We start from the raw sequence: 17818 nt of genomic DNA, 5'->3' as shown, positions 1-17818 counted from the left end.
CATCTGATTCGGTCTATCATGTGCGTGGTGGCGCTGGGCCTGCTCCCGGCTGGTGGAGCGCTGGCCCAGACGACACCGTCGCCGGGGACCCCCGCCGCGACCACCGCCACGGACGCGGCCCCCACGGCAGCGGCACCGGAGGCCGCGCCAGGAACCGGTACTGGGACCGCCACTGGGACCAAGGAATCCGACGCCGCCGATCAGCCAACGCCTAAACCCGCCAAGAAGAAGTGCCCCACCACCGGCAGCCGCCTGGGTGGTGATTGCCAAGCCGGGCATCAGGCCGACCCGCGCGACGTGCTGGAGAATCGCACCAACCCGTCCGGCATGCCGCCCCATTAAGCGCCTTTCCGGCGTTATGGTGCGGTGCAATGCGCCGCGCGCGGGACTGGGGAGAAACCGGTATCAATTTCGCAACCCTTCGTTCACAAGGCGGTTGCACACCCAACGATAGTGCGCATTAATCCCATTATTGCTCTGTTGCAACCGTATGGGGTTTTAATGCGCAATCATCTGATATTGGCGGCGGCTTTCGGTCTGGTGCTGGCCACGACCGGCTGTCAAACCACGCCCGACAATGGCCAGACGGCCACCAAGGCTGCCGCCGCCCAACCTGATAACAAGGCCGCGCAAAAGAATTGCGTGACCACTGGCAGCCGCCTGGGCGGCACCTGCTACGCCGGCGGTCAGGCCGACAAGCGGGACCTGCTGAACCATCCGCAGGATCTCAGGAGTCCCCATTAAGCACGCCTGTGGTCCCAGCCCGCGCCGGGACCCAAGCCAGACGCCACCGGCTCCGGGGGGAAGCCGGCTGGCGTCATCGGTTCCGGTTGGGGTTCCGGTTGATCCGGCGAAGCGGCGAATCAAGAGAAGCGAAAGGCGGCCCCATCGGAACGAGGACGCCCCCGCGACCACCGGCTTCAGCCGGCGCCGGCCTTAATAGGCATATTCGGCATAGACGCGGTCGATGTCGCCACCCCAGTCGCCGTTGAACTTGTTCAGCAGTTCCGTGGCGGGGGAGATTCCGCTGTCCACGATTTCCTGCAGCGCCTCCAGGAAATGGCTTTCGTTGTCGCCCATGCCGGCCATGCGGGCGCGGCCGTCCAGGCCGATGCGGGAGATGGCGACCGTGTGGCGCGCCAGGTCCAACACCGTGCCGTTGCGGAAGGGTGTATCCAGGCCCAGGCGCGGAACGTTGTTGCGCAGCTGCGCCCGCTCCTCCTCCGTCCAATCCTTGATCATGTCCCAGGCGGCGTCCAGCGCTGTGGTGTCGTAGAGCAGGCCCACCCACAGGGCCGGCAAGGCGCACAGGCGGCGCCACGGGCCGCCGTCGGCGCCGCGCATCTCCAGGAAGCGCTTCAGCCGCACCTCCGGGAACAGGGTGGTCAGATGGTCCACCCAGTCGGTGATCAGCGGCCGCTCACCCGGCAGGGCCGGCAGCTCCCCCTTCAGGAAGGCGCGGAAATCCTGGCCCGAGGCGTCGATGTACTGACCGTCGCGGTAAACGAAGTACATGGGCACACCCAGCGCGTGGTCGGCATAGCGCTCGAAGCCGAAACCATCCTCGAACACGAAGGGCAGATCGCCGCAGCGGTCGGGATCGGTGTCCGTCCACACGTGGCTGCGCAGGCTCTGGAAGCCGTTGGGCTTGCCTTCCTTGAACGGGCTGTTGGCGAACAGGGCCGTGGCGATGGGTTGCAGGGCCAGGCTAACGCGGAACTTCTTCACCATGTCGGCTTCGGAGCTGAAGTCCAGGTTGACCTGCACGGTCGACGTGCGGGTCATCATATCCAGTCCCATGGTGCCCTTCTTGGGCATGTAGTCGCGCATAATGCGATAGCGGCCCTTGGGCATCCACGGGATGTCCTCCCGCTTCCACTTGGGATTGAAGCCCAGGCCGATCATGCCGATGCCCAGGTCGGCGCCGATGGCCCGCACCTGGGCCAGGTGTTCCGACACCTCGCCGCAGGTCTGGTGGATGGTGCTCAGCGGCGCGCCCGACAGCTCGAACTGGCCGCCCGGTTCCAGGGTGATGCTGGCCTGGCCCTTGGTCAGGGCGATGATGTTCTCGCCCTCCTTCACCGGGGTCCAGTCGAAGCGGGACGCCATCTCGGTCAGAATGCGACCGATGCCCTGTTCCCCCTCATAAGGCAGTGGCCGGTTGTCGCCCAGACGGAAGGCGAACTTCTCATGCTCCGTGCCGATGCGCCAGGCATCCGCCGGCTTGTTGCCCTGTTCCAGGTATTCGATCAGCTCGCGACGGTCGGTGATCGGAGCACCCGGGCTCTTCGGCGGCGCAGACATCAGGGTCGGTCCTTCTTCACAGGGCTTGGGTCACAAGACGCGGGCGTGGGGCGGGGTTATTTATTCAACGGAACGGCGGACGCGCGTCCTGCCCCGGGGCGGCGGTCCAGTCGCCCGCCAGCGCCTGCCACAAGGCAAGCGCGACGAAGGCAGCCGTATCCGCCCGCAGGATGCGAGGCCCCAGTCCCACAGGTACAACAAAAGGTGTTTTTGCAAGCCGGTCAAGCTCGCCGGAGTGGAATCCCCCCTCCGGTCCAACAAGGAATGCCGCTTTGCCCCCGTCCGCAGTAGCCGCCATCACAGCCGCGGCCAGGGGCTGGGCTGGCCCGGCCTCCGCCGCGACGAACAGGCGGCGGTCCCGGGTCAGGGGATCAATGGGCCAGCGGTCCAGCACGGCCCCCAGGTCGGCCAGCGGCTCCACCACCGGCACGGACAGCCGCTCGCACTGCTCGGCCGCCTCCACCGCGTTGGCGCGCAACCGCTCCAGGTTCACGCGCGGCACGTCGCCCCGCCGTGTCAATACGGGACACAGCCGGGACGCGCCCAGTTCCGTCGCCTTCTCCACCACGTATTCGGTGCGCCCGCCCTTCAGTGGGGCGAACAGCAGCCAGACATCCGATCCGGCCGCCACCGGCGCCCGCGTCCGTTCCAGCAGGGTGATGGTCCCACCCGACTTGGTCAGCGCCGATATCTCCCCCAGCCATTCGCCGCCGGCCTCGTTGAAGGCGAGCAGCCGGTCACCCGGCGCCTGACGCAGTACGCTGCGCAGGTAATGCGCCTGGTCGCCCGACAGCGCGGCCGACTGGCCGGCCGCGAGCGGCGCGTCGATGTGCAGGCGGGTACGGGGGCGGTCGGCCATGGATGGTCCGGTGTGGGGAAACGGGACGGAACGGGAAAGGTCTAGATGGAGAACATTAATCCTTTTGTCCATGCTACCATTGAACACTCCAGCATTTTCAAGGGTCAACCCACCCCGCTGGAGGGTGACCGCGCTGCGGCCTGCCGCTAAGGTCCCGTCCAGACGCCCCGATCAAGGCCCACAGCATGCCCAGCGAAACCATAGGCACCGGCCATACCGACATCCGCCCGGGTGACTGGATCGACCGCCACCTGCCGCCGCCGGCCCGGCCGTACGCCCGCTTGGCGCGGCTGGACCGGCCCATCGGCACCTGGCTGCTGCTGCTGCCCGGCCTGTGGTCCATCGCGCTGGCGGCGCGGCCGGGGCGGTTGCCGGACCTGGGACTGATGGCGCTGTTCACCGTCGGCTCCATCGTCATGCGCGGCGCCGGCTGCACCATCAACGACATCATCGACCGGAAGTTCGACGCGCTGGTGGAGCGCACCCGCGTGCGCCCCATCCCCAGCGGCGCCGTCAGCGTGCCCCAGGCCATCGCCTTCCTGATCGCCCAGTGTCTGGTGGGCCTGGCCGTGCTGGTGCAGATGAACGCGGCCACCATCGTCCTGGGCGCCGCCTCGCTGATCCTGGTCGCCGCATACCCGCTGATGAAGCGCATCACCTGGTGGCCCCAGGCCTTCCTGGGCCTGACCTTCAACTGGGGGGCCCTGCTGGGATGGGTGGCGGTGACGGGCGCCCTCGCCTGGCCGCCGGTGCTGCTGTATGCCGGCGGCATCCTGTGGACCCTGGGCTATGACACCATCTATGCCCACCAGGACCGCGAGGATGATGTGAAGGTGGGTGTGAAATCCACCGCCCTGCGCCTGGGCGCCGCGTCCAAGCGATGGATCCTGGGCTTCTACGCCAGCGCCACGGCGCTATGGGCGGTGGCCCTGGTCATGGCCGGCGTGCACCCGCTGGCCTATGCCGGCGTGGGCGTCACCGGCGTCCTGCTGCTGCGCCAGGCCCGGCAATGGCGGCCGGAGGATCCGGCCGACAGCCTGGCGGCCTTCCGCGCCGCCCGCGTCGCCGGCTGGGTGCTGCTGGGCACCATCATCCTGGGCGTGGCGGGTGCCGCTTGACCGCCCGGGAGGACCACGCCGCCTTCATCCGCGCCAACACCGCGCCCGAGGCGCCGGCCCTGGTGCCGGAATTGACCCTGCTGACCGCCAGCGAGATCACGCCCTTATGGCTGGCGACGGAGGAGACGCTGGCGGCCAAGGACCTGCCTCCCCCCTTCTGGGCCTTCCCCTGGGCGGGCGGCCAGGCGGTGGCCCGCCACGTGCTGGATCATCCGGAGCTGGTGCGCGGCCGCCGCGTGCTGGACTTCGCTTCCGGCGGCGGCCTGATCGCCATCGCCGCCGCCAAGGCGGGGGCGGTGTCCGTTCTGGCGGTGGAGATCGACGCCTACGCCATCGCCGCCATCGCCCTGAACGCCACGCTGAATGGCGTGGCCGTGACGGCGGTGGAGCGGGACGTGGTGGGCCAGCCGCTGCCCGACATCGACGTCGTGCTGGTGGGGGACGTCTGCTATGAGCGCCCGATGGCGGAGCGGGTCATGGCCTGGCTGCGTGCCCTGGCCGGCGATGGCCTGGTGATCCTGATGGGGGATCCCGGCCGTACATATCTGCCGAAGGATGGTCTGACGCCGCTCGCCACCTACCGCGTGCCCACCACGCTGGAGCTGGAGGATCGCACCCACCGCGACAGCGTCGTCTGGCGGGTGCAGGCTTGACCTCGCGGGGTCGCATCCGCTCCTTTACCGCCTGACTTTCCTTCCTGGACGTTCATCCCATGCCCTACGCCTCCCTGCGTGAATTCATCGACCGGCTGGAACAGGCCGGCCGCCTGGTGCGGGTCAAGACCCCGGTCTCCACCGTGCTGGAGATGACGGAGATCCAGACCCGCCTGCTGGCCGAGGGCGGCCCGGCGGTGATCTTCGAGAACGTGACCAAGGCCGACGGCACCCGGTCGGAGATGCCGGTGCTGGTCAACCTGTTCGGCACGGTGGAGCGGGTGGCCTGGGGCATGGACCGTGAGCCGCATGAACTGCGTGAGGTGGGGGAGACCCTGGCCTTCCTGAAGCAGCCGGAGCCGCCGCGCGGCCTGCGCGACGCCTGGGACATGCTGCCGCTGATGAAGACCGTGCTGTCCATGCGGCCGCGCACCGTCGGTTCGGCGCCCTGCCAGGAGGTGGTGCTGACGGGCGACCAGGTGGATCTCTCCCGCCTGCCCATCCAGAGCTGCTGGCCGGGGGAGCCGGCGCCGCTGATCACTTGGCCGCTGGTGGTGACGCAGGGCCCCACCGCCAACGACAAGGACGGCAAGGCGGAGGACCGCTTCAACCTGGGCATCTACCGCATGCAGGTGCTGGGCCGGAACAAGACCATCATGCGCTGGCTGAAGCACCGCGGCGGGGCGCAGCACCACCACCGCTGGAAGGCGGCCGGCAAGCGCGAGCCCCTGCCCGCCGCCGTGGTGCTCGGCGCCGACCCCGGCACCATCCTGGCCGCCGTGACCCCGGTGCCGGAGACGCTGTCGGAATACCAGTTCGCAGGACTGCTGCGCGGTAAGAAGGTCGACCTGGTCGACTGCAAGACCGTGCCGCTGAAGGTGCCGGCCCAGGCCGAGATCGTTCTGGAGGGCCATGTCTCGCTGGATGATTACGCCGACGAGGGGCCGTACGGCGACCACACCGGCTATTACAATTCGGTGGAGAAGTTCCCTGTCTTCCATGTCACGGCCATCACCATGCGCCGCGATCCGATATATCTTTCCACCTTCACCGGCCGGCCGCCGGACGAACCCTCCGTCCTGGGCGAAGCGCTGAACGAGGTGTTCATACCCCTGCTGCGCCAGCAGTTCCCGGAAATCATCGATTTCTGGCTGCCGCCGGAGGGCTGTTCCTACCGCATCGCCGTCGTGTCCATGCGCAAGGCCTATCCCGGCCACGCCAAGCGGGTGATGATGGGCGTGTGGTCCTTCCTGCGGCAGTTCATGTACACCAAATGGGTGATCGTCGTGGACGACGACATCAACGCCCGCGACTGGAAGGACGTGATGTGGGCCGTGTCCACCCGCATGGACCCGGCGCGCGACATCACCGTCATCGAAGGCACGCCCATCGACTATCTGGACTTCGCCAGCCCCGAGTCCGGATTGGGCGGCAAGGTCGGCCTGGACGCCACCAACAAGCTGCCCCCCGAAACCCATCGCGAGTGGGGCGAGAAGATCGCCATGGACCAGGGCGTGGTGGACGAGGTCAGCCGCAAATGGGCCAGCTACGGCCTGCCGGGCAGTGGCAAGCCGATCTGGCGGAAGTGATCCGGAGGCCTAAATTCAGCCGCCGCCGGAACCGCTGTCGCCTTCCGGTTGGCGGCTGATGCGCAGGGTGGCGCCATCCGGCCGTGCGATCTCGACAATGGTTTCCAGCCGGGTCAGGCGGCGCTCATGATCGGCCAGCGCCTTGGTCGTTTCGCGGCGCAGATCGGAAACGGTGCCATCCAGCCGCTGCACCCGTTCCTCAATCAGCACAACAGTGCGAAGGCCGCTCAGGATCTTTTCGCCGAAACTCATGAGGAGCGACGCTCCCGCACTTCATCGATCGCCGCCTCGGCTTCGGCGATGGATCGATCCAGGCTGGCCAGGATGCGTGGAGCGGCGTCCGCCAGTGTGGCCAGCAGCGCTTCGATTTCCTCGCGGCTTTCCGCCAAGTCGTCTTCGGCAACCCGGCGCCGGACGAATTCGGAGGTGGAGACACCCAGGCGCTTAGCCTGAGCGGTGAGTCGCCGCTTTTCCGTTGGCGTCATCTGAACCACCAGTCGGGCCGTCGCGGCCATCACCATCCCCCTGATGTCCATGGACAAGGCATGGACATGATCGCACCAGGCGCCGAGGACGGCAAGACGCCGTCAGTAGATATCCCTGATCGCCGCCGCCAGCCACATGACCGTCGCGGCATCCGTCTCGCGCGCGCCGGGCTGGACGAAGCCGAAGTGCAGCAGGTGCGGATCCACCACCGCCGGGGCCATGCCGCAGGAGGCGTGGACCTCGCTCACGCCGGTCTGCCGGATGAGGTCCACGGCGTTGTCGGCGTTCACGCCGCTGCCGGCCATGATGCTGATGCGGCCCTGGGCGTGCTCCACCAGGTCGGCGATGGTCTCGGCCCCCTCCACCGCCGAGCGGGCGCCGCCGGAGGTCAGCACCCGCTCGAAGCCCAGCTCGATGGCGATGTCCAGCGCCTCGATGGGGTCGGGGGTCAGGTCGATGGCGCGGTGCAGGGTCAGGCCCAGGCCGCCGGCCCGGTCCACCAGGATGGACAGGGCCGCCGCGTCCAGCTCGCCATTGGGCAGGCTGGCGCCCAACACCACGCCGGGCAAGCCCAGGGCCCGCGCCGTGTCGATGTCGTCGCCCATGACGTCCAGGTCGGACGGGCCATAGACGAAGTCGCCCGGCCGGGGGCGGATCATGGCGTAGGCGGGCTTGCCGCTGGCCGCCGCCAGGGCCATCAGCCCGCGGGACGGGGTGAGGCCGCCCACCACCAGCGCGGCGCACAGTTCCAGCCGGTCGGCGCCGCCCTTGACGGCGGCGGCCACCCCGGCCGGGCTGTCCACGCATACCTCCAGCCGCACGCGATTCGTATCCACCCGCGTCATCCCCGCGTTCCCCTTCTTCAAGCCCTGTTCGAGTCCACCATTGGGCACCCAGGATGGCGGCGCCCAGCATGCCGGCGGCCCCCCCAAGGGCCGTGGGCACCAGCAGCGGGCCGTTCGTGCGCCGCAGGATACGGGCCCGGACGGCCCGGTCCAACGCCGAAACCAGGGCAACGTCCGACGATAGCCCGCCCCCCACCGGCACCAGGCCAGGACCAGTGGCGTTCACCACCACGGCCAGGGGATCCGCCACCAGGTCGACATAGATCTCCAACGTCCGCGTCGCCGCCGGCTCACCCGCCGCCCAGGCCGCCGTCAGCGCCTGGCTGTCCCGCCACACGCCATGCAGGGAATGGTGCAGGCGCTCCAGCCCCCGGGCACCGCCGATGGTGTCGACGCAGCCGGCATGGCCGCAACCGCAGGGCAGGCGCGGCAGGGTGACGGGCGGATCGCCCGTGATGTGCTTGACCACCGGGCCATGCCCCCACTCCCCCGCCCCCGGCACCAGCCGGCCATCCACCACCAGGCCGCCGCCCACGCCCGTGCCCAGGATGATGCCGAAGACGACACCATGGCCGCGCCCGGCGCCCGCCATCGCCTCCGCCAGGACGAAGCAGGCGGCATCATTGCCCACCACCACCGGCCGTCCCAGCGCCGCCGCCAGGTCGGCCACCAGGGAGGTCCCGGTCAGGCAGGGAATGTTGGCGCAGGTGGCCAAGCCGGTGTCCGGGTCGATGCCGCCGGCCAACGCCAGGGCCACCGGCGCATCCGCCGATTCCGGACCGGGTGCCCGGGCGATCAGGCCGGCCAGGGCGGCGACGAACGCCCCGTGGTCGCGGGCTGGCGTCGGCACCCGGCCGACACGGGTCAGACGGCCTGTCACCGTCACATCTGTACTAGCTGTCCCCAGGGAAATGTATGACCCGCCAATGTCGAAACAGTATATCAAGATTGAAATCTTCTTTCGCAAACGTGGTCAGTTTTGGTGGAAACGGGTCGCGGAGTGGCGGTGGTGGGAAACATAGGGAAGGGTGAGGTCTGGGATGGACGGGAACGGGACCGTTAAGAATTGTACACCCCCGCTTGCCAACCCCACCATCAGCGATGTGGCCGAACGGGCCGGCGTATCGCGGGCGGTGGCGTCCCGGGCGCTGTCCGATGAACAGCGGCCGGTGTCGGCGGAGAAGAAGGCGCGCGTGCTGCAGGCGGCGCAGGAACTGGGCTTCCGTCCTAACCTGCTGGCCCGCAGCCTGACCACCAAAAGCGTCAACTTGGTGGCCGTCGTCGTCAACCATATCCATGACCTGAGCGACCTGGACCTGTTCGATCCCCTGTTGGCGGCCGTGCAGAACACGGGCAAGCAGGTGATCTTCATCCGTGTCGGCTCCAGCGACCGGGTGGACTCCTTCCTGCGCACGGGCGTCGCCTATCACGTGGACGCGGCCATCGTCTTTTCCGACTTCGCCGACGCCGCCACCGCCCGCACCCTGTTCCGCAGCGACCAGGTGCTGATGCTGAACGGCCGGCACGACCATGAGTCGCCCGCTGTCATCCCGGATGAGCGGGTGGGCATCGCCGAGGCGGTGGCCCACGCCGCGTCCAGCGGCGTGAGGACCGCCGCCCTGGTCACCGGCCGCCCGACCTCGGTCCTGGAGCAGGCGCGCATCCGCTTGTACCACGCGGCGCTCGCGACCCAGGGCATCCGCCTGACCGCCACCCTGCAGGGCGACTACTCCTACGCCAGCGGGCACAAAGCGGGGGAAGAACTGGCGGAGACGACCCGGCCGGACGCCATCTTCTGCACCTCCGATGCCATGGCCATGGGCGTGTTGGACCGCCTGCGGGCGGATTTCCCCGGCGGGCGCCCCACCACCACGCGCCTGTACGGCTTCGATAATCTGTCGCTGACGGATTTCGACGCCTATCCCATCTCCTCCATCGGCTACGACCGCCGGGCCTATGTCGACGCCGTCATCGCCGTGCTGACCGGGGCCGCGACCGGCCCCTGGCCCCTGACCCTGCCCACGCGTTTTCATCCCCGGCTGACCGGCTGACCGGCTATCGGGCGGGGTCAAGCGCGGGCACGGCCGCGTCCTTGCCCCACCATTTGCGGTAGTTGGCCTCATACGCGCCGGACGTGATGTAGTCCGCCACGAAGCCGTTCAGCCAGCGCAGGAAATCGGCATCGCCCTGGGCCAGGCCGATGGCGATGGGCGCGTTGGAATAGAGGTCCGGCAAGGTCTTCAGGGCCGGGTTGGTGCTGGCCAGGTAATCCATCATCGATGAATCCTCGATACCGGCGTCCACCCGCCGCTGCAGCAGCAACAGCACGCCATCGGGCGCGAAGGTGTCGGTATAGACCAGTTTCGCGCCCGGCACCGCCTGGCGCAGGAAGGCCTCCCCCGTCGTGCCACGGCCCACCACCACCTTCTTGCCCGCCAGGTCGGACAGCTGGTTCACCCCAGCGCTCTTCTGCACCAGGACGCGCAGGCCCACACGGTTGTAGGGGATGGTGAAGGCGATGGTCCTGGCCCGTTCCGGCGTGGCCGTCAGGTTGGCCACCGCCACGTCGATCTGGCCGGACACCAGCATGCTGACCCGCGCGTCGCCGGAGACGTCGGTATATTCCACCGCCACCCCCAGCTTGTCCGCCAGGCGCTTGGCCACATCGACGTCATAACCGACGGGCACGTTGCGGTCGTCGCGGAAGCCGATGGGCTCCCCGCCCAAGGACACGCCCACGCGCAGAACACCGCGCTGGCGAATGTCCTCCAGCTTGCCGGCCCAGGCCGGAACGGCGGTCAGGATGAGCGCGAGCGCCAGCAACAGCTTGCGTACCATGGATCATCTCCTCAAACGGTGCGGGCGGTGCGTTCTTCCGGGGCGGGCAGCGAGGGATCCCAATACCAGTAGCGGATCGCGGGACCGCAGCGGAAGCTGACCACCTCATGACGCCCATGGGCGTCCAGGGCATGAATGACCACGCCGGCCAGGAAACCCTCCGCCAGGGTCGCCAAATCCGCCACCGCCATGTCCACCGCCTCGCGCAGGGGCCGGCCCAGTTGCAGGGCCAGCACGATGGCGCGGGCCGTGCCGCAGCGCACCGTCATCTCGCCCGTGTGGGTGCAGGCGGCGGCGCCGAACCGGCTGTCGGCGTAGAAGCCGGCGCCGGCGATGGGCGAGTCGCCCAGGCGGCCCGGGTACTTCCACGCCCAGCCGGAGGTGCTGGTGGCGGCATGCAGTCCGCCCTGGGCGTCCCGCCCCAGGAACACGGTGGTGTCGCGCACCCGTTCCGGATCGGTGATGGCGCGGCTGAGCGGCGCCAGCGGGATGCCGGGGAAGGCCGCCAGGTCGGCCGGCGACAGCTCCGTCTCCAGCCGCTCCCACCATACCCGGCGGGAGTCCTCCAGCAGGGTGGGTTCCGGCTCGAACCCGCATTCCAGTGCGAAGCGGCGGGCGCCGTCGCCGGTCAGCAGGGTGTGCGGCAGGCGGCGCATGACCTGCAGGGCCACGGCGGCGGCGGGCACCACGTCACGCAGCGCGCCCACGGCCCCCACCTGGCGCGTGGTGCCGTCCATGACGCCGGCGTCAAACTCCATCACCCCTAGCATGTTGGGCCAGCCCCCGTAGCCGACGCTGCGCACCGTCGCCTCACGTTCCACCAGCCCGATGCCGGCCACCAGGGGATCGAGTCCCCCTTCCCCCGCCCTCAGGCGGTCCACGGTGGTCTGGAACCCCGGCCAGGCCTCGGAATTGGCGATCAGGATCATGACTGGCCCCCAACAGGCGTCATCTTGGACAGGAACTGCTTGATGCGCGGATGGGCCATGCCCCCGGCATCGGCGAAGAACTGGTCGGTGGGCAGGTCGACGATCAGCCGCCCGTGGTCCAGGAAGACGATGCGGGTGGAGATGCGGCGCGCGAACTCCACCTCATGCGTCACGAACACCATGGTGGTGCCGGCGGATACCAGGCGGCCCAGGATGGCCAGCACCTCCGCCGTCATTTCCGGGTCCAGGGCGCTGGTCACCTCATCCAGCAGCAGGTAGCGCGGATTCATGGCCAGCGCCCGGCAGATGCCCACCCGCTGGCGCTGGCCACCCGACAGCTGGGCCGGATAGGCGTCCGCCCTGTCGGCCAGGCCCACGCTGGCCAACAAGGCGCGGGCCTCCGCCTCCACCTCCGCCCCGGGGCGCTTCAGCACCACCTCCGGCGCCAGGGTCACGTTCCGCAGCACGGTCATATGGGGGTAGAGGTTGAACAGCTGGAACACCGTGGCCGACAGGCGTCTCGCCTGCGCCAGCTGGCGCGGGTTGGCCACGTCCAGCCCGTCCACGGTGATGCGACCGCCGTCCAGCCTCTCCAGCCCGTTGATGCAGCGGATCAGCGTGCTCTTGCCCGATCCGCTGGAACCCAGGATGGTCACCACCTCGCCCGGCGCCACCGTCAGGCTGACGCCGTTCAGCACCGCCTGCGCCCCGAAGCGCTTGACCACGCCCTCAACCGCTATCATCGCCCCGCCATCCCCATCTGCCCCATCCTCACAGGCCCCCATTCCCTCACAGGCCTGACGGCGCGGCGTGCGCACGCAGCCGCCGTTCCCACCGGTGCCCCAGCAGCGTCAGCCCCTTGGCCACCGCGAAGTACAGCACGCCCACCATGGTCCACACGGCGAAGGGGCGCAGCGTGCGCAGGTTCAGGATGTCGCCGGCCTTGGTCAGGTCGACGACGCCGATGACAGACACCAGGGACGTGACCTGCAACTGGTTGACCGCCAGCCCGACCAGCGGCCCCATCGCGAAGGCCGCCGCCTGGGGCGCCAGGATGTGGCGCACCAGTTGCGCGCGGCTGAGGCCGAAGGCCCGCGCCGCCTCCACCTGCTCGCGCCCCACGGCGTCCAGGCCGGCCACGACGATGAAGTAGACGAAGGCCGCCGTGTTGGCCGACAGGGTCAGGCCGGCGGCGACCAGGGGCGTCAGCGGCTGGTGGATCAGGGCGGGGATCCCGAAGAAGACCAGGAACAGCTGGACCAGGACCGGGGAGTTGCGCAGCAGTTCCAGGCCGGTGTCGAGGGCAACGCCCAGCACCGGCGGGCGGAAATGACGCACCACGGCCGCCAGGGCGCCCAGCGCCAGACCGATGGCGAAGGTGGCCAGGAACAAGGCCAGGCTGACACCCAGGCCCTGGGCCAGCACTATGCCGTCATGGGCGGTGAAGCCGGTGTTGCGCATCAGGCCCGCCCCCCGCCACCGGCCACCATGTGCCGGTTCAGATGCCGGTGCAGCGCGCCGATACCCAGCGACACGGCGTAGGTCAGGCCGGCGTAGGCCACCAGCAGGAAAGCGTAGACCTCGAACGGGCGATAGGTCTGCGCCGCCACGCCCTTGGCCATGCCCGTCACCTCATCCAGCGTGATCATGGAAAGAATGGAGGAGCTGAGCACCATGTTGACGAAGATGGAGCCCAAGGGCTGGATGGCGGTACGCAACGCGATGGGCAGGACGATGCGGCGGAAGACGTCCAGACGCGTCAGGCCGCTGACCCGGGCCGCCTCCACCACCCCGGGCTCGACCGCCAGGACGCCGCTGCGCACCACGTCGCTGGCATAGGCGCCCCCCACCAGGGTCAGGGCCAACGCGCCGGTCCAGAAGGCGTCGATGTATACCCCCACCTCCGGCAGGCCGTAGTAGAGGAAGAAGACCTGGACCACGAAGGGCACGTTGCGGAACACGTCGACATACAGGCGGGCCAGCCGTCCAGGCCAGCCACCGGCCGTCGCCGCCGTTCCCAGCCCGGTGCCCAGGGCGAAGGCGCCCAGGATGCCCAGGGCGCAAACCTCCGCCGTCAGGAGGGCCCCCGCCAACAGCGCGTCCAGATGGGGCAGCAGTACCGTGAGGTCGAAGGGCAACGGGTTCCCTGCCAAAGTGAAATCGGTTTCAATGTGCCGTGCAGTTCTGGATTCCGATAACCGTCCCCTGCCCGTCCCCCATCTTTACCACGCGCGGCCGCCAGGCCAAGGGCCGGAACTGGCCAAAGCCGGAAAAAGAAACAGGGCCACGGGGTTGGCGCCCGGGCCCTGCAAGGTAGATGGACATACTTCCGGGAAGAAGAAACCCGAAAGGTGACCGAACGAAACCGGGGCGGCAGATCCCCGTAGTGGCCCGTTCGACCGGCCACGTGCGTCAGGCGGGGCAGCCCTTGCGCACTGGCAGGACTGACCCTAGCCGTGGCCGGTAACAAACGGATGTCAGTCGTTGATAGGCCAAGAAACAAATCGTTGCAATTGTGCTTTCAGTTACGATCCAGAAACATTCCGCCTGTCCCACCCCCTCCCCACCGCAAGGTCAGGCTTCCCCCCCGCCCTCGCAAGCTGGCAAGCTGCCCCTTCGACCCCGCCTTCCTCTCGCCCTTTCGAGCCGGAGCCTAGCGCCCATGCCTTCCCCACCCCCCGACGCCACCGCCGCCGGCATCCTGGACGACCTGCTGACCCTGGCGCGCCAGGCCGGCGCCGATGCCGCCGACGCCCTATTGGTGGACAGCGCCTCCCTGTCCATGAGCCAGCGCCTGGGCAAGCCGGAGGAGGTGCAGCGCGCCGAATCGGGCGACCTGGGCCTGCGCGTCTTCGTGGGCAAGCGCCAGGCCATCGTATCGTCCACCGACCGCAGCCCGGCCCTGCTGAAGGAACTGGCGGAACGGGCGGTTGCCATGGCCCGCCTGGTGCCGGAGGACGACTATTGCGGTCTGGCCGACCCGGACAGCCTGGCCCGCGACTGGCCCGACCTGGACCTGTGCGACCCGGCCGAACCGGTGGCAGAGGAGCTGCTGGCCCAGATCGCGGAGCTGGAGGAGACTGCGCTGGCCGTGCCCGGTGTCAGCAATTCCGAAGGGGCGGACGCGGGCTGGTCGCGTTCCACCGTCACGCTGGCGGCCAGCAACGGCTTTTCCGGCGGCTACAGCGTCAGCCGGCGCAGCCTGTCCGTCTCCGTCCTGGCCGGCAGCGGCCAGGGCATGGAGCGGGACTACGACTACCACTCCGCCATTTATGCCGGTGACCTGGAATCGCCCGTCACCATCGGCCGCCGCGCCGGGGAACGGGTGGTGGCACGCCTGAACCCGCGCAAGGTGGCGACCCAGGCCGTGCCCGTGGTGTTCGACCCGCGTGTGTCGGGCGGCCTGGTGGGCCACCTGACGGGCGCCATCTCCGGCGCCGCCATCGCGCGCGGCACCAGCTTCCTGAAGGACAGGATGGGCCAGGCCGCCTTCGCGCCCGGTATCACCATCGTCGACGATCCGCACATCCGCCGGGGTCTGCGCTCCAAGCCCTTCGACGCGGAAGGGCAGGCCAACACGCGCCGCAACCTGATCGAGGACGGCGTGCTGACCACTTGGCTGATGGACCTGCGCTCCGCCCGCCAGCTGGGCCTTGCCTCCACCGGCCATGCCTCGCGCGGCACCGGCGGCCCGCCGGGCCCCAGCGCCACCAACGTCTACCTGGCACCGGGGACCGAAACGCCGGCGCAACTGATATCCGACATCCGCCAGGGCTTCTACGTCACCTCGCTGATGGGCAGCGGCGTCAACGGCATCACCGGCGATTACAGCCGCGGCGCCTCCGGCTTCTGGATCGAGGACGGCAAGATCGCCTACCCGGTCGCGGAGATCACCATCGCCGGCAACCTGAAGGATATGTTCCTGAGCCTGCGGCCCGCCAGCGACCTGGAGTTCCGCCACGGGGTGGACAGCCCCACCGTGCGGGTCGAGGGCATGACGGTGGCCGGTACCTGAGGCGGGCTGGTTATCCCGTCCGCCCTCGGCTAAGTTACCGGTAACAGGAACGAACCCGCCTTGAGGGAGGCAGCCCCCATGACCTTCACCCTGAACCGCCGGGGCCTGGCCCTGGCCGCCGTGGCCGGCGCCGTCCTGGCACGGGCCGCGAAGGCCGATGGCTCGCCCGCCACCGACCTGGTGCAGCTTTCGCGCCAGCACCGCGACCCGGACGTGCTGCTGCCCCTGTGGCCCGGCACCCCGCCGGGAGGTGAAGGGGTGACGGTGAAAGACGTGGTCACTGATCACGGCCCGGTGGGCGGCCCCCACGACCGTTCTGCGGATGGCGTGTCCACCCCCACCCTGGCGTTCTTCCGCAGCGCCAGCCCCGGCCCCCGCGCCACCATCCTGGTCATCCCCGGCGGTGGCTACTCCAGCGTGTGGTTCGACAAGGAGGGCTATGAGATCGCCCGCTGGCTGAACGCCACCGGCCTGCACGCCGCCGTCCTGACCTATCGTCTGCCGGCGGAAGGCTGGAAGAACGGGGCGGACGTGCCGCTGCAGGATGCACAGCGCGCCATGCGCCTGCTGCGCGCCAAGGCCAAGGCCTGGGCGGTGGATGGCGGCCGCATCGGCATCATCGGCTTTTCCGCCGGCGGCCACCTCGCCGCCAGCCTGCTCACCCGGCACGACGCCGCCGTGTACACGCCGGTGGACGAGGCCGACAAGCTGCCGGCCGGCCCCCAGCTGGCCTGCCTGGCCTATCCCGTCATTTCCATGGACGAGTCGCTGACCCATCCGGGGTCGCGCCAGCATCTGCTGGGCAACAGCCCGTCGGCCGAGCAGGTGAGGGCCTATTCGCCGGACCAGATCGTACGGACGGGCGCCTGCCCCACCTTCCTGTTCCACGCCGCCGATGACGACGCCGTCCCCGTAGGCAACAGCCTGGCCATGTTCCAGGCCCTGCGCCGCCAGAACGTGGCGACGGAAATGCACATCTTCGAATCCGGCGGCCACGGCTTCGCCATCCGCGAAACACCGGGCCGTCCCGCCGAGCCCTGGCCGGATCTGTACCACCGATGGCTTGGACGGCATGGGTTTGTATAAATTTCTATCAGCGGCTATCGAATGACTTATAAGGGATAATGGCTAAATAGAAGCTTTAAGGGGAATGGGAATGGCCAAACTCGTCAACCTCGACGCAATGATTAAGCGCGAAGATCTAGACGTAGCTGACAAAGACCCCGCATTAATTGCGGTGACTGTTAGCATAAAAGCCTCTGATCTGGAGCAGACGAGTGCGACATTCAACACTTTACGCAAGCCCGACTTTCAGCGTGAAACAGCAAACTGGACAGCAGAAAAAATTGCGGACTTGATTGAGAATTTTCTTGATGGGGACCTTATTCCGTCTGTTGTTATATGGAGGTCAAATAAAAGTGGTAAGTTATTTGTTATAGATGGAGCACATAGGCTAAGCGCTTTAATAGCTTGGGTTAACGATGACTATGGCTCATCTGCGATATCAAAATCATTTTTTGGTGAAATAGAGAAGTCGCAAATCGGTATCGCCAAAGAAGCGAAAAGAGTGGTCGAGTCTCGCGTTGGCAGCTACTCTGAGTTCAAGAAATACCTTCAGGATCCAAACGGCGCGCCTGACTCAAAAACTTTGCTTCGCGCGAGGAATATGGCTGCCGTTAGCTTCACTATTCAAGATGTACGAGGCGACGTAACGAACGCAGAAAGATCATTTCTCAAGATAAATCAAAGTGCAACTCCAATACACCCCACAGAATTAACGATGATCCAGGCGCGCAAAAAGCCGAACGCCTTGGCAGCAAGAGCTCTTCTTCGGGCTGGCAGTGGACACGAGTACTGGTGGGAATTTGACGATAATACAAAGAAAAATATCGTCTCATTGGCTCGTGATATTTACGAGAACCTATTCAAGCCATTACTCGAGTCCCCCATCAGGACATTAGAACTTCCCGCCGCAGGTCAAGCACTTACACCTGATAGTCTCGACTTGGTTTTTACACTTGTAAATCACATAAATGGGGCTGTGGATACGTCAACGGTACCGTTCCGCTGGCGGTACAATTGGGCCAGCCGGTCGGCGTCGATCAAAGGGAAGGTGAAGTCGTAGATGCCGGCCAGCGGCGCCGTCAGGGTGCCGGCGCGCAGCCCCACCGACGCCAGTCCG

19 protein-coding genes and 1 pseudogene are annotated in these 17818 nt (G+C 67.9%); 9 read left to right on the top strand and 11 right to left on the bottom strand.

The window, feature by feature from the left end; all coding sequences use genetic code 11:
• Together I55_RS36885 and I55_RS06925 are read left to right on the top strand one after the other, a co-directional pair.
• Positions 1-342 (top strand): hypothetical protein (locus I55_RS36885; RefSeq protein ID WP_199902491.1); only part of this gene is annotated, 342 nt, incomplete at its 5' end.
• A gap of 159 nt (positions 343-501) precedes the next feature.
• On the top strand, positions 502-744 hold the full coding sequence (locus I55_RS06925; protein ID WP_044559776.1) for a hypothetical protein: 243 nt from the start codon (positions 502-504) through the stop codon (positions 742-744).
• A gap of 192 nt (positions 745-936) precedes the next feature.
• On the opposite strand, the gene I55_RS06920 is transcribed toward I55_RS06925, so the two are convergent.
• Entirely contained in the window at positions 937-2304 is a 1368-nt protein-coding gene (locus tag I55_RS06920; RefSeq protein WP_044559775.1) for a glutamate--cysteine ligase, read from the bottom strand.
• 64 nt (positions 2305-2368) lie between these two features.
• Entirely contained in the window at positions 2369-3163 is a 795-nt protein-coding gene (locus I55_RS06915) for a 16S rRNA (uracil(1498)-N(3))-methyltransferase (RefSeq protein WP_044559773.1), read from the bottom strand.
• A 185-nt stretch (positions 3164-3348) separates the two neighbouring features.
• Between I55_RS06915 and ubiA the strand changes: the two genes are divergently transcribed.
• Genes ubiA through I55_RS06900 form a run of 3 tightly spaced genes read left to right on the top strand, consistent with a single transcriptional unit; the run spans position 3349 to position 6523 of the window.
• On the top strand, positions 3349-4281 hold the full coding sequence (ubiA, locus tag I55_RS06910) for a 4-hydroxybenzoate octaprenyltransferase (RefSeq protein WP_044559772.1): 933 nt from the start codon (positions 3349-3351) through the stop codon (positions 4279-4281).
• On the top strand, positions 4278-4934 hold the full coding sequence (locus tag I55_RS06905) for a methyltransferase (RefSeq protein ID WP_044559771.1): 657 nt from the start codon (positions 4278-4280) through the stop codon (positions 4932-4934). Before ubiA ends, I55_RS06905 begins: the two co-directional genes overlap by 4 nt.
• Positions 4935-4993: 59 nt before the next feature.
• Positions 4994-6523, top strand: a complete 1530-nt coding sequence (locus tag I55_RS06900) for a UbiD family decarboxylase (RefSeq protein WP_044559770.1) — start codon at positions 4994-4996, stop codon at positions 6521-6523.
• Between the two features lie 15 nt (positions 6524-6538).
• On the opposite strand, the gene I55_RS06895 is transcribed toward I55_RS06900, so the two are convergent.
• From I55_RS06895 to I55_RS39475, 4 genes and pseudogenes are all read right to left on the bottom strand, one after another.
• Complete coding sequence (locus I55_RS06895) at positions 6539-6775, bottom strand: hypothetical protein (RefSeq protein ID WP_044559769.1); 237 nt, start codon at positions 6773-6775, stop codon at positions 6539-6541.
• Entirely contained in the window at positions 6772-7038 is a 267-nt protein-coding gene (locus I55_RS06890) for a hypothetical protein (protein WP_148293607.1), read from the bottom strand. Before I55_RS06890 ends, I55_RS06895 begins: the two co-directional genes overlap by 4 nt.
• 72 nt (positions 7039-7110) lie before the next feature.
• On the bottom strand, positions 7111-7845 hold the full coding sequence (locus I55_RS37650; RefSeq protein ID WP_199902490.1) for a copper homeostasis protein CutC: 735 nt from the start codon (positions 7843-7845) through the stop codon (positions 7111-7113).
• 70 nt (positions 7846-7915) lie between these two features.
• A pseudogene (locus I55_RS39475) lies at positions 7916-8800 on the bottom strand (ROK family protein); the annotation flags it as partial.
• Between the two features lie 94 nt (positions 8801-8894).
• Between I55_RS39475 and I55_RS06875 the strand changes: the two are divergent.
• On the top strand, positions 8895-9905 hold the full coding sequence (locus I55_RS06875) for a LacI family DNA-binding transcriptional regulator (RefSeq protein ID WP_044559765.1): 1011 nt from the start codon (positions 8895-8897) through the stop codon (positions 9903-9905).
• A 4-nt stretch (positions 9906-9909) separates the two neighbouring features.
• Here I55_RS06875 and I55_RS06870 read toward each other — a convergent pair whose 3' ends face one another.
• From I55_RS06870 to I55_RS06850, 5 genes are read right to left on the bottom strand one after another with little or no spacing between them, the layout of a single operon-like run.
• Positions 9910-10692, bottom strand: coding sequence for a transporter substrate-binding domain-containing protein (locus I55_RS06870; RefSeq protein WP_044559764.1), 783 nt, complete (start codon positions 10690-10692; stop codon positions 9910-9912).
• A gap of 11 nt (positions 10693-10703) precedes the next feature.
• A complete protein-coding gene (locus I55_RS06865) occupies positions 10704-11621 on the bottom strand; it encodes an isoaspartyl peptidase/L-asparaginase (protein ID WP_044559763.1) in 918 nt (305 codons plus the stop codon).
• Positions 11618-12364 (bottom strand): amino acid ABC transporter ATP-binding protein, encoded by a 747-nt coding sequence (locus I55_RS06860; RefSeq protein ID WP_044559762.1) that lies wholly within the window; start codon positions 12362-12364, stop codon positions 11618-11620. Before I55_RS06860 ends, I55_RS06865 begins: the two co-directional genes overlap by 4 nt.
• A 46-nt stretch (positions 12365-12410) precedes the next feature.
• Complete coding sequence (locus I55_RS06855; protein WP_044559761.1) at positions 12411-13082, bottom strand: amino acid ABC transporter permease; 672 nt, start codon at positions 13080-13082, stop codon at positions 12411-12413.
• Positions 13082-13759, bottom strand: a complete 678-nt coding sequence (locus tag I55_RS06850; RefSeq protein WP_044559760.1) for an amino acid ABC transporter permease — start codon at positions 13757-13759, stop codon at positions 13082-13084. The genes I55_RS06855 and I55_RS06850 overlap by 1 nt, the downstream gene beginning before the upstream one ends.
• A gap of 524 nt (positions 13760-14283) precedes the next feature.
• Between I55_RS06850 and I55_RS06845 the strand changes: the two genes are divergently transcribed.
• From I55_RS06845 to I55_RS34175, 3 genes are all read left to right on the top strand, one after another.
• Complete coding sequence (locus I55_RS06845; RefSeq protein WP_044559759.1) at positions 14284-15636, top strand: TldD/PmbA family protein; 1353 nt, start codon at positions 14284-14286, stop codon at positions 15634-15636.
• A 78-nt stretch (positions 15637-15714) separates the two neighbouring features.
• A complete protein-coding gene (locus I55_RS06840) occupies positions 15715-16722 on the top strand; it encodes an alpha/beta hydrolase (RefSeq protein ID WP_044559757.1) in 1008 nt (335 codons plus the stop codon).
• Positions 16723-16792: 70 nt separating this feature from the next.
• On the top strand, positions 16793-17761 hold the full coding sequence (locus I55_RS34175; protein ID WP_159107128.1) for a DUF262 domain-containing protein: 969 nt from the start codon (positions 16793-16795) through the stop codon (positions 17759-17761).
• Positions 17762-17818 lie beyond the last annotated feature (57 nt).

This window comes from Azospirillum sp. B4, from assembly GCF_000333275.1.
GTDB lineage: Bacteria > Pseudomonadota > Alphaproteobacteria > Azospirillales > Azospirillaceae > Nitrospirillum.
Note: the sequence above shows the minus strand (reverse complement) of the source record. Positions and strands in the feature narration are given on the sequence as shown.

Excerpts from the sequence above, each read along its gene's own strand:
- I55_RS06925 (WP_044559776.1), top strand. The coding sequence starts at position 502 with ATGCGCAATCATCTGATATTGGCGGCGGCTTTCGGTCTGGTGCTGGCC.
- I55_RS06920 (WP_044559775.1), bottom strand. The coding sequence starts at position 2,304 with ATGTCTGCGCCGCCGAAGAGCCCGGGTGCTCCGATCACCGACCGTCGC.
- I55_RS06915 (WP_044559773.1), bottom strand. The coding sequence starts at position 3,163 with ATGGCCGACCGCCCCCGTACCCGCCTGCACATCGACGCGCCGCTCGCG.
- ubiA (WP_044559772.1), top strand. The coding sequence starts at position 3,349 with ATGCCCAGCGAAACCATAGGCACCGGCCATACCGACATCCGCCCGGGT.
- I55_RS06900 (WP_044559770.1), top strand. The coding sequence starts at position 4,994 with ATGCCCTACGCCTCCCTGCGTGAATTCATCGACCGGCTGGAACAGGCC.
- I55_RS06895 (WP_044559769.1), bottom strand. The coding sequence starts at position 6,775 with ATGAGTTTCGGCGAAAAGATCCTGAGCGGCCTTCGCACTGTTGTGCTG.
- I55_RS06890 (WP_148293607.1), bottom strand. The coding sequence starts at position 7,038 with ATGGCCGCGACGGCCCGACTGGTGGTTCAGATGACGCCAACGGAAAAG.
- I55_RS06875 (WP_044559765.1), top strand. The coding sequence starts at position 8,895 with ATGGACGGGAACGGGACCGTTAAGAATTGTACACCCCCGCTTGCCAAC.
- I55_RS06870 (WP_044559764.1), bottom strand. The coding sequence starts at position 10,692 with ATGGTACGCAAGCTGTTGCTGGCGCTCGCGCTCATCCTGACCGCCGTT.
- I55_RS06865 (WP_044559763.1), bottom strand. The coding sequence starts at position 11,621 with ATGATCCTGATCGCCAATTCCGAGGCCTGGCCGGGGTTCCAGACCACC.
- I55_RS06860 (WP_044559762.1), bottom strand. The coding sequence starts at position 12,364 with ATGATAGCGGTTGAGGGCGTGGTCAAGCGCTTCGGGGCGCAGGCGGTG.
- I55_RS06855 (WP_044559761.1), bottom strand. The coding sequence starts at position 13,082 with ATGCGCAACACCGGCTTCACCGCCCATGACGGCATAGTGCTGGCCCAG.
- I55_RS06845 (WP_044559759.1), top strand. The coding sequence starts at position 14,284 with ATGCCTTCCCCACCCCCCGACGCCACCGCCGCCGGCATCCTGGACGAC.
- I55_RS06840 (WP_044559757.1), top strand. The coding sequence starts at position 15,715 with ATGACCTTCACCCTGAACCGCCGGGGCCTGGCCCTGGCCGCCGTGGCC.
- I55_RS34175 (WP_159107128.1), top strand. The coding sequence starts at position 16,793 with ATGGCCAAACTCGTCAACCTCGACGCAATGATTAAGCGCGAAGATCTA.